The 8274-nt window shown below is 35.8% G+C and carries 9 protein-coding genes; 3 read left to right on the top strand and 6 right to left on the bottom strand.

Annotation, left to right across the window (positions count from 1 at the left end):
* Window positions 1–165: 165 nt before the first annotated feature.
* A complete protein-coding gene (locus ACY65O_RS06275; protein WP_462219999.1) occupies window positions 166–1101 on the bottom strand; it encodes a DUF58 domain-containing protein in 936 nt (311 codons plus the stop codon).
* 68 nt (window positions 1102–1169) lie between these two features.
* On the bottom strand, window positions 1170–2171 hold the full coding sequence (locus ACY65O_RS06270; RefSeq protein WP_462219998.1) for an AAA family ATPase: 1002 nt from the start codon (window positions 2169–2171) through the stop codon (window positions 1170–1172).
* Between the two features lie 359 nt (window positions 2172–2530).
* On the opposite strand from ACY65O_RS06270, the gene ACY65O_RS06265 reads away from it, so the two are divergent.
* Complete coding sequence (locus tag ACY65O_RS06265; protein ID WP_462219997.1) at window positions 2531–2863, top strand: YbjQ family protein; 333 nt, start codon at window positions 2531–2533, stop codon at window positions 2861–2863.
* 25 nt (window positions 2864–2888) lie between these two features.
* On the opposite strand, the gene ACY65O_RS06260 is transcribed toward ACY65O_RS06265, so the two are convergent.
* Both ACY65O_RS06260 and ACY65O_RS06255 read right to left on the bottom strand, forming a co-directional pair.
* Entirely contained in the window at window positions 2889–3368 is a 480-nt protein-coding gene (locus tag ACY65O_RS06260; RefSeq protein ID WP_462219996.1) for a hypothetical protein, read from the bottom strand.
* Between the two features lie 84 nt (window positions 3369–3452).
* The gene (locus ACY65O_RS06255) at window positions 3453–5135 is read right to left on the bottom strand and encodes an NAD+ synthase (protein WP_462219995.1); all 1683 of its coding nucleotides are present in this window, start codon (window positions 5133–5135) and stop codon (window positions 3453–3455) included.
* An 84-nt stretch (window positions 5136–5219) separates the two neighbouring features.
* Between ACY65O_RS06255 and gldB the strand changes: the two genes are divergently transcribed.
* A complete protein-coding gene (gene gldB, locus ACY65O_RS06250; protein WP_462219994.1) occupies window positions 5220–6233 on the top strand; it encodes a gliding motility lipoprotein GldB in 1014 nt (337 codons plus the stop codon).
* A gap of 6 nt (window positions 6234–6239) precedes the next feature.
* Here gldB and ACY65O_RS06245 read toward each other — a convergent pair whose 3' ends face one another.
* Both ACY65O_RS06245 and apaG read right to left on the bottom strand, forming a co-directional pair.
* Window positions 6240–7340, bottom strand: coding sequence for a fatty acid desaturase family protein (locus ACY65O_RS06245; protein WP_462219993.1), 1101 nt, complete (start codon window positions 7338–7340; stop codon window positions 6240–6242).
* 154 nt (window positions 7341–7494) lie between these two features.
* Window positions 7495–7881 (bottom strand): Co2+/Mg2+ efflux protein ApaG, encoded by a 387-nt coding sequence (gene apaG / locus ACY65O_RS06240; protein ID WP_462219992.1) that lies wholly within the window; start codon window positions 7879–7881, stop codon window positions 7495–7497.
* Window positions 7882–7966: 85 nt separating this feature from the next.
* Here apaG and ACY65O_RS06235 point away from each other — a divergent pair, with 85 nt between their 5' ends.
* Complete coding sequence (locus ACY65O_RS06235; RefSeq protein ID WP_462219991.1) at window positions 7967–8194, top strand: (4Fe-4S)-binding protein; 228 nt, start codon at window positions 7967–7969, stop codon at window positions 8192–8194.
* Window positions 8195–8274: the final 80 nt, after the last annotated feature.

Genomic DNA, 8274 nt, shown 5'->3' with positions numbered 1-8274 from the left:
CCAATTAAAATATCAGTTTTATCAATATCAGTTTTTACTGAAGGCGCCTGTGCAAACGCAAAAGAAAAAAACAAAATAAAAGAAATGCTTAACAAAGTTCTGTATGTGACGTATCTGTAATTCATTCCGGCCTAAGTTCTCCGCCAGCTGGCGGAGACGTGGGTTTTAATTTCGTTTAATAAAAAACTGCTGTAATATTTTCACATAATCATCATCTGTACGCACATGCAGTAACTCTGCTCCCGCTTTTTTAAAATGATTTTTACAAATTTCGCTTTGCTCCATAAAATGCTGCTGATAATTATAACGCACCAATGCATTACTGCTGTCTATCCATTTGCTTTTTTCGCTTTCGGCATCCTGTACCTGTATTAATCCTGCGTCGGGCAATTGCATATCCATTTTGTCGTACACCCTTATGCCTATAACATCATGCTTGTTACCAATTACTTTTAGATCATTATCATACCCGGTATCTAAAAAATCGCTCAATAAAAAAGCTATGCTTTTTTGCTTAACCGAAGTGGTGAAATATTTTATTGCTTCATCAAGGTTAGTGCCTTTCTTAGTTGCTTCCACGGTTAATAATTCTCTTACAATATATAAAGCATGCTGTCGGCCTTTTTTGGGCGGAATGTATTTATCAATTTTATCGCTAAAAAAAATAACGCCTACTTTATCGTTATTACTTACAGCACTAAACGTAATTACCGAAGCCATTTCCACTATCAAATCTTTTTTTTGCCGGGTAACAGTACCAAATAAATTACTGGCGCTGGTATCTATTAATAACATCACCGTAAGCTCTCTCTCTTCTTCAAATACTTTAGTAAACGTACTGCCAAATCTTGCACTCACATTCCAGTCTATAAAACGTACATCATCGCCTGCATAATATTCTCTTACTTCCCTAAAACTCATCCCCTTTCCTTTAAAAGCAGAGTGATACTCTCCCGAAAATAAATGCGTAGTTATTTTTTTGCTTTTAATTTCTAATTCTCTAACCTTACGCAAAATTTCTTCTGTAGTCATAGCGCCGCCAATCCCTTTAAATGGGCTTTGGTCAGTATCAGTTTTTATATCTTTTTTCTTTTTAAACAAGCGAAATATTAAAAGTTGCTCAAATCATTTTACTCTTTGCAAGTCCCCTTTAGGGGATTTAGGGGTTTTTATGGCACATTCACCACCCTCAATATCTCATCAATTATTTGCTCTACATTTACATTTTCTGCTTCGGCTTCATAAGTTAATCCAATTCTGTGGCGCAATACATCTTTACAAATACTTCTTACATCTTCAGGAATTACATAACCACGTTTATTTAAAAATGCATAAGCTTTAGATGCCAGTGCCAAATTAATGCTGGCTCTTGGGCTGCCGCCAAAACCTATCAATGGTTTTAATTTTGGCAAATTATATTTATCCGGAAAACGTGTGGCAAAAACAATATCCAAAATATAATTTTCTACTTTTTCATCTAAGTAAACCTGTCTTACCAATTCCTTTGCAGTTAAAATTTCGCTGGTAGCCGCAACAGGGTTTATCGGTGGAAAACTTAACCCCAATGTGTTCTGACGAATGATCATTTGCTCTTCTGATTTAGAAGGATACCCCACAATTACTTTAAGCATAAACCTGTCCACCTGCGCTTCCGGCAAAGGATATGTGCCTTCCTGCTCAATAGGATTTTGTGTGGCCAAAACCAAAAATGGTTCCGGTAATTTATAGGTGGTATCGCCAATGGTTACCTGCCGTTCCTGCATGGCTTCTAATAAAGCACTTTGCACTTTTGCCTGTGCCCTGTTTATTTCATCTGCTAAAATAAAATTAGAAAATATCGGCCCTTTACGCACCATGAATTCATTTTTTGCCTGGTTGTATATCATCGTTCCTACCACATCGGCAGGCAACAGATCCGGCGTAAATTGAATACGGCTGAAAGCGGCATGCACCGTTTGCGAAAGCGACTTTATAGCAAGCGTTTTTGCAAGGCCGGGTACACCTTCCAGCAAAACGTGGCCATTACTTAAAAGGCCAATCAGCAGGCGTTCAATCATTCCCTGCTGGCCAACAATTACTTTGCTTAATTCGTCATTAATTCTGGTAACAAATCCGGCTGCATGATTTATTTTTTCGTTCAGCAAACGGATGTCTTCGGCGGTTTGTAACATATATTCTTTTTTTTGGAGCCGGGCCATATCGCATTTTTCATCTTCATTGGCGTCGCACTCTTGTACAATATTTCTTTATTGAGCTTTAATGATGTTTTATTTATTATGTTTTGCAAAGCTCCTGTATTTCCTACGGGACTTTACAAAATATATAATTTTTTCTCTACCCACCTTAAGCGCTTATGAAACTATCATAACCACCATATTCTTTTCATTCTTTGCAAACCTATCTTCTCCATTTCCCCCTTTAGGGGATAGGGGCGCAATTTACGTACTCTCCCCTTAACAAAAATTTTGCCATCTTGATAAGCGGGGCAAAAATCTGTTAAAATCCAATTATCTTTAAGAAAACTTTTTGTATGGTAGATCAGCAATTAATTACTACTTCAAATCTATTGGAAGGTTACCGCATTACCAAACATTTGGGCATAGTACGTGGCATTACTGTTCGCAGCCGCAGCCTGCTGGGTAATATTGCCGGTGGCTTTCAAACTTTATTTGGCGGTAAAATTTCTATTTATGTTGAACTGTGTGAAAAAACAAGGGAGGAAGCTTTTCAATTAATGCTGCAGCACGCTAACGAACGTGGCGCAAACGCTATTATAAATATGCGTTATGATGCTAATGAAGTTATGAACGGTGTAACCGAAGTGCTGGCTTATGGAACAGCAGTTGTGGTGGAAAAAATATGATTATTGAAAAGTGTAGCTTTATTAATTAAGAAGGTAAGAAATAAAGACTGTTGTTATTTGGCAAACCACTCCAACCAATATAAACATCATGCTTTTTCGAATAATAACAATAGCCTTTAGAAATAAAGGCCTCTAGCTTTGCAACAGCAATATTTAAATAGTGCTGATCAAAAAAAGTATTAAATAATTTATATTTTTCAATTTTTGCCATATCCCTGAATGCAATTGTATTGCGAATTCTTACAACAATTATAAGGTCTTTATAATTCAGTTCCTTAATATTGCTATCGTTAAGTTCAGTATATTTTGCCACTAACCTATCAAACTGGCTTTTTTGTATCCAAACACCAATTGAATCATGTGACTTTCTGTATTTCTCCTCTTCGATTTTTATTAGCTGAAGCTGTTCTTCTTTAGATAGGACTTTAAAATTAACCTCTTGGGAATATGATTTAAACTTTGCGCTAAAAATCATAATAAAAAGAAAAGCTGTTTTAAATTTCATATAAATCCAATTTCAAATTATTATTTAAGATACAAAATTAAAATCATTGTGCCAGTAAAGTTAGCAAGGGATGGATCACTCTAACTAACTCAAATATTTCCCCACAATCGGCACTCTCCTCCCCACCCCAAAAGCCTTTGGCGAAATACGTATTATAGGACAAAACTGGTTGCGCTTGTATTCATTAATATTTACCATTTTTAAAACACGGTCAACCAATGCTGCATCAAAACCTTGCGCTTTAATTTCGTTGGGACCCTGTGTTCTTTCAATATATTGAAATAAAATTTTATCCAGAATGCTGTAATCGGGTAAAGAGTCAGAATCTTTTTGCCCCGGCCTTAACTCTGCACTGGGGGCTTTTGTAATAATGTTGTTGGGTATAATTTCTTTGTTACGATTAATATATTTTGCCAACGCATACACCTGCATTTTATAACAATCTCCCAATACACCCAAACCGCCGGCCATATCGCCATACAGTGTTCCGTAGCCTGTTGCCAGTTCGCTTTTATTGGACGTATTTAATAAGATGTAGCCAAATTTATTGGCCAACGCCATCAATAAATTTCCCCTTGTACGGCTTTGTATATTTTCTTCTGCAATGCTAAAAGGAAGGTCTTTAAAAATGGGTTTTAATTCCTGCAAAAAACTATCGTAAATATTTTTTATGGGTACAATATCATAAGGATTGTTTAAATTTTTACTTAACTGTCCGGCGTCGCTTACACTATGCCCGGTAGAATATTCTGACGGCATTAAAACCGCTCTTACATTTGCCGCACCTAATGCTTCACAAGCCAGTACTAAAGTTACTGCGCTGTCAATGCCACCGCTGCTGCCTAAAATGGCTTTGGTAAATCCCATCTTGGTAAAATAATCTTTAATACCCATCACAATAGCATCATGAACCATGGCAATGTTTAAATTTTCTTCTAACCCTGCCGGATTTAATTCTTTATCAGGCACACGGCTGGCAGGTTCAATAATGGGAGCATCAATTGTTCCATCATCATTTAAAATAAAAGATTGCAGCGAAGATTGAAACATAGGTAAGCTTCCGCACAGATTAGCATTTTTATCAAAAGCATAGGAGGCTCCATCAAAAACAATTTCGGTTTGGCTGCCCACTGCATTGCAATAAAATAAAGGCAGTTTGTATTTTACAACATTAGCTTTAATGGTTGCTTTACGGTCTTCATTGTGTGTGTAATCAAATGGCGATGCTGATAAATTTATCATTACATCGGGTTGCTGTTTCATTAATTCATCCATCGGGCAAATGCGGTACAAGGGGTTATTGCCCAGGTTCCAGATATCTTCACAAATGGTTACGGCCAGTTTTTTTCCTTTAAACTCCATTACTTTCCAGTCGTAAGCCGGTTCAAAATAACGGTATTCATCAAACACATCGTAATTGGGCAAACAGGTTTTATGAGCAACAGCTTTTATTTTTTTTTCGAATAACAAATAAGCTCCATTAAACAAATCTTTTCCTTCCCGTACCGGATTTCTGTCGGGTGCGCCAATTAGTACACCAATAGTGTCGGCATGTTGTTTTATTTCATCAATAGCTGCATAACACTTGCTGATAAAATCATCAAACTCTAAAAAATCTTTTGGCGCATAGCCGCAAACGCTCAGCTCGCTGAATACAATTAAATCGCCACCCTGTTTTTTAGCCTCGTTGATGGCGCAAATAATTTTTTGTGTATTACTTTCAAAGTTGCCGATATGATAATTTTGCTGTGCTAAAAATATTTTCATGCCGCTGATCCGCTGACTGGCGGAGAATTTTATGTTTTGTTATAAAAATGATTCCTTTATTTTGTAAAGTTAAATTATTCAACAATGCGGATATTATTTGGTTTGTTATTTATAAGCATTTTAGTTTTTTCCTGCAACAATGGCGATAAAATCCCTGATGTATCCAATGTAAAAATTGAATTAAGCACCCAGCGGTTCGAAAAAGATTTGTTTACATTGGACACTCTAAATTTTGCAGCCAGTTTAGACAAGCTTATTGCTGCATATCCATCCTTTGGCGAAAATTTTTTATCTACAATTTTAGGCGCCGATCCTAAATGGAGCATCGACAGCACTGCTGCATATGTAAAACTTTTTATCAATCAGCACCGCAATGTTTACGATACAGCTATGCTGGTATTTAAAGATTTCTCACCGTATGAAGCAGAAATAAAAAAGGGATTGCAGTTTGTAAAATATTATTTTCCTAATTACAGGGTGCCCGATAAAATTATTACTTACATAGGCCCTCTTGATGGCTTTGGTGATATTATTGCTGACGATGCAATCTTTGTGGGTTTACATCTTCATCTGGGAAAAGATTTTTCATTGTACAAATCAGAACAGGTACAGCAAACCTATCCTGAGTACATCACTAACCGTTTTGACCCAGGTTATATTACTGTAAATAATTTAAAAAATATTGTACTGGATCTTTATCCAGAAAAAATGGAAGATAAATCTTTAGTGCAGCAAATGGTGGAGAAAGGAAAACGTTTATATATTTTAAGCAAAATTTTACCCCGTGCAGATGAATACAAATTAATTGGCTATAAAAACGACCAGCTTAAAAGTGCCTACGAAAACGAAAAAATAATTTGGGATCTATTTGTACAAAATAATTTACTGCAAACCGTGGATGAAAATGTTATAAAGAATTACATTGGGGAGTCGCCTAAAACGCAGGAACTGGGGGATGCATCACCAGGAAACATCGGCTCTTTTGCCGGCTGGCAAATTGTAAAAAAATACATGCAAAAAAATCTGGAAATTACTTTGCAAAAACTAATGGCAATTGATGCTGATACAATTTTTCAGGAAGCTAAGTATAAGCCTTAATGTAAATTAAGCTGCAACCTGCTGTTGCAAAGCCATTGGCTTTCTTCCTAAAAATTTCATCACTCTAAAATGCGATCCTAAAGCCTCCCACATGGTATCGTATTTATTATAAGGTAAATTATACTCTGCACATTTTTGCATAACTATTTTGCTGATAGCTGGATAATGCACATGGCTTACTCTTGGAAATAAGTGATGTTCTATCTGGTAATTTAAACCGCCAACAAACCACGAAATAACTTTATTACCCATTGCAAAATTTGATGTGGTTCTTATCTGGTGTTCGGCCCATGCTGTTTCAATATGTTTGGTTTCATCCAATGCTATAGTTTCAAACTCAGTGTTCTCCACCACGTGAGCCAGTTGAAATACAAGAGAAAGTGTTAAACCCATTACCGCATGCAATAGTAAAAACCCTCCCAACCATGGCAGGAAGCCCCATTTAACAACAGGCAGCACAATATAAAAAGCGAGGTAGCAAATTTTTGTAGCCCAAAAAATGGCTTTATTTTTTGCCGTCATTTTCCATGCCTCAGTGGTATAAATTTTACGTGTAAAGTATTTTGTAAAATCCATAAAAAACAACCAAAAAATAGAAGACAAAGCATAAACGGGCAGCAAGTACAAATGCTGCACTTTGTGTGCAGGTACCCATTTTTGCGATTCGCATTGACGAATGATGGGGCTTTTAGCAATATCATCATCAATGCCATCAACATTGGTGTAAGTGTGATGAATAATATTATGTTTTTGTTTCCAGAAAAAAGAACTTGCCCCTAATGCGTTTGCACTTAATCCCAATAAATCGTTCAACATTGGTTTTGTGCTGTAACTGCCATGGTTAGCATCATGCATTACACTAAACCCTATAGATGAAAATACAAAACCCAAAGCAGCACATAATAACAAAGCAGGCAACGCACTCATATTAACAAACATCAGCAAACAATACATAGTTATTGCAGCACCAATTAAAATAATAGTCTTACTAAATAACCTCCAGTCGCCTGTTTTTTTTATCTTCTTTTTTTCAAAATATTCATCCACAGAAACTTTCAGGCTCTGATAAAATTCATTGTTGCGGTTTGAAAATGTGATTTTTGACATAGCAAATTATCTGGTTGGTAAAGTTCAGGGTTTACCAACAGGTTTTATTTATTAAAAAAAGAGAATGGAAATTATAGGAAAGGTTTATAAAAACTCCAGCTGCATTTCTTTGATTTACGCATTAAAGATACGTGTAAAAACAACACAAAGAACGTTAATTTAGCTTAAAAGGGGTACTCATTTGAAATGAAGGGATTACAACAGTAAAAGTTTTTTTGTTGTTTATATTCTCCATAAGATAGGTGCCATGCATTTTACCAATTTCAGTTCTCAAATTGCATCCGCTAATGTATTGATAAAATTCACCTGGATTAATTTGTGGCTGCACACCTACCACCCCTTCGCCTTCTACTTCTCTTATGCTGCTGTTACTGTCGTAAATGTACCAGTGACGGCTTAATAATTTTACAGGAAAAGTATTGTTATTTTCAATAGTAATTTTATAAGCAAACATAAACTCACTGTTTACAGGATTACTGTAATCTGGCTGATAGTATGTTTCCACACTAATTTTTACACCTTCAGATATTTTAGAAACCATGTTTTGAGTTTGCTGTAAAAATAACAATAAAATTTGCCTTTTTTTGTAAATTAGCTGTGATTTGTTGTTAAATAAAATATTTTATATGCCGCTAAAAACACATAGGTACACCAATGGGGAAGTTACTGTATTTTGGAAACCTGAAATTTGTACTCACTCAGCAATATGTTTTAAAGGTTTACCGCAGGTATTTGATCCCCGCCGTACACCATGGATAGAAATGGATAAAGCAAGTACCGAACAAATTATTGAGCAGGTCAAAAAATGCCCAAGTGGTGCATTGAGTTATTTTATGAATGAAGAAAAAATTTAAGAAGCCATTTTAAAATAGCCTTCGCAGGCTTTTAAAACAGCAGCAATTACACCTGCTGATAATAAGAGGACAATCACTAT

The organism is Ferruginibacter sp., from assembly GCF_031430955.1.
In the GTDB taxonomy this organism is placed as follows: domain Bacteria; phylum Bacteroidota; class Bacteroidia; order Chitinophagales; family Chitinophagaceae; genus Ferruginibacter.
This window is presented reverse-complemented; position numbering and strand designations above follow the sequence as displayed.

What these genes read in the sequence shown, in the direction of transcription:
- ACY65O_RS06245 (WP_462219993.1), bottom strand. Translation starts at nt 7,340, where the DNA reads ATGTCAAAAATCACATTTTCAAACCGCAACAATGAATTTTATCAGAGC.
- ACY65O_RS06235 (WP_462219991.1), top strand. Translation starts at nt 7,967, where the DNA reads ATGCCGCTAAAAACACATAGGTACACCAATGGGGAAGTTACTGTATTT.
- apaG (WP_462219992.1), bottom strand. Translation starts at nt 7,881, where the DNA reads ATGGTTTCTAAAATATCTGAAGGTGTAAAAATTAGTGTGGAAACATAC.
- ACY65O_RS06255 (WP_462219995.1), bottom strand. Translation starts at nt 5,135, where the DNA reads ATGAAAATATTTTTAGCACAGCAAAATTATCATATCGGCAACTTTGAA.
- ACY65O_RS06270 (WP_462219998.1), bottom strand. Translation starts at nt 2,171, where the DNA reads ATGTTACAAACCGCCGAAGACATCCGTTTGCTGAACGAAAAAATAAAT.
- gldB (WP_462219994.1), top strand. Translation starts at nt 5,220, where the DNA reads ATGCGGATATTATTTGGTTTGTTATTTATAAGCATTTTAGTTTTTTCC.
- ACY65O_RS06265 (WP_462219997.1), top strand. Translation starts at nt 2,531, where the DNA reads ATGGTAGATCAGCAATTAATTACTACTTCAAATCTATTGGAAGGTTAC.
- ACY65O_RS06260 (WP_462219996.1), bottom strand. Translation starts at nt 3,368, where the DNA reads ATGAAATTTAAAACAGCTTTTCTTTTTATTATGATTTTTAGCGCAAAG.